Source organism: bacterium (assembly GCA_021372775.1).
GTDB lineage: Bacteria > Acidobacteriota > Polarisedimenticolia > J045 > J045 > JAJFTU01.
The window spans coordinates 1-1,832 of the sequence record JAJFTU010000473.1 but is presented as its reverse complement, the minus strand read 5'-3'; the positions used below and the strand labels follow the sequence as shown (position 1 = coordinate 1,832).

Below are 1,832 nucleotides of genomic sequence, written 5' to 3'. Positions count from 1 at the left end.
CGACGGCGCGCGCGTTCGCGCCGGACGCGCCGGACGCGCCGCCGAGGCGAGGCTGCCGCGCGGCGGCGTCGCCGGAGCGGCCGGCGCTCAAGGCCAGCGCGGCGTCGAGGGCGCCGCGGGCGGCGAAGGGGCCGGCGCCCGACGCGGTCGGCGCCGAGGCGGACGAAGCCTGCGCGGCGCGAGAATCGCCCTGCGGAACCGTCCGCGGAGCGTCGGCGTCGCCGAGGGCGCCTGCGTCGCGTCCGGCCGCGGCGGACGCCCGGAGGACGTCGCCGGCCGACGCCGGGACGACGCCGCCGTTGCCGGCGACGGACTGGACGTCGAGGGCGGTCGCCGCGGCGATGGCGCCGCCGTTGCCGGAGATGGATTGGGCGCCGAGCACGGTCGCGCCGCCGTTGCCGGAAGCGGACTGCGGGCCGAAGCCCGGCACTGCGGCGATCGCGCCGCCGTTGCCGGAAGCGGACTGCAGCCCGAGGCCGGGCGCCGCGGCGGTCGTGCCGCCGTTGCCGGAGATGGGTTGGGCGCCGAGCACGGTCGCGCCGCCGTCGCCGGAGATGGGTTGGGCGCCAAGGGCGGTCGTCGAAGACGTCCCCGGCCGCGGCGCCGCGACGTCCGGCTGCGGCGCGCGCCGCGGGCCGCCGTTGCCCGCGGCGAGAAGGTCGAGCCGGCGGGCGAGTTCGGCGAAGCGGGCCAGCGATTCGGCGCCCGCGGCGGGCGTTCCGCTCGGCTGCCGCCCGGCGCCCGAGGAGATGGAATCGGCCGACGACCGCGCCGCGACGGCCGGCCCGGAAGTCGCCTGCGCCGAGTCGCCGCCCGACGCCGAGGCCGCTCCGCCGCGCGGACCGCGCCCGAAGGCCGCATCGGCCGCCGCGGGGGCCGCATCGGCCGCGCCGCCGCGTTCCGGGGCCGTCGCGAGGGACGCGTCGGCGACGCGCGGATCGGGCGCCGCCTGCCGGGCGGAGGCCGCGCCGCGCGAGGCCTGCGCGGGCCACGCCGCGGACCGGTCGGACCGGGCGGGAGTCCGCGAGACGGCGTCGGCCGAAGCCGCGCTCGAGCCCGCCGACGCCGCGCCAGGCGACCCCGCCGAGGCCGCGTTCGGCGTTCCGGAGACGGCGTTCGGCGATCCCGCCGAGGCCGCATTCCAAGAGGCCGACGTCGCGCCAGGCAACCCCGCCGAGGCCGCGTTCGGTGTTTCGGAGACGGCGTTCGGCGATCCCGCCGAGGCCGCGCCGACGGCGGCTTGGGCGCCTGCCGACGATCCGGCCGCCGAACCGAAGCCGGCGCTCCGCGAGGCCTGCGCCGACGCGGCGGACGACGCGGAAGACGCGGACGAAGCGGCCGACGCGGCGGAGAAGGTCCCGGTCGCGGTCGCGGCGCCCGACGGACGCCCGCCGGCCGCGGGGGATCCGGCCGGCGCCGGGTTCGAGGCGATGGGGTTCGCCGCCGGGGCGGAGGACGGCCGACCGGCCGCGGCGAGGAAGGAGGCCGCAGGCGCGCCGGGGACGGCCGACGCTCCCGCCGGAGTCCGCGGCGCGGCATCCGCGCCTTGCGCCGACGCGCCCGCCGAAGTTCCCGCCGACGCGCCGGGCGTCGCGCCGAAGGAGCCGGCGCCCGAGGCGTCGCTCCGCGAGGCCGAAGCCGCGGCGGCGCCGATGCCCTGCCCGAGCGGACCGTCGAGCGAAGAGCCGCCGGGGAACGACGCCGAGCCCCGCACCGCGCCCGAGAAGAGACGGCCGGCCGAAGAGGGCTCGTTTCCGACCGTCGTGCCGCGCGCGGCCGAACCGGCCTCGCCGGAGATTCGCGCACCGTCCGCCGCGCCGCCGGCCTCGCCC

2 protein-coding genes are annotated in these 1,832 nt (G+C 81.2%); one reads left to right on the top strand and one right to left on the bottom strand.

The genetic code is table 11. The features are described 5' to 3' along the window. The coding region (locus tag LLG88_16375) for a hypothetical protein (GenBank protein MCE5248484.1) at positions 1-532 on the bottom strand (532 nt) is incomplete at its 3' end. Between the two features lie 217 nt (positions 533-749). Here LLG88_16375 and LLG88_16370 point away from each other — a divergent pair. Further along, positions 750-1,832, top strand: a 1,083-nt coding sequence (locus LLG88_16370; protein ID MCE5248483.1) for a hypothetical protein, incomplete at its 3' end; no start/stop codon positions are given.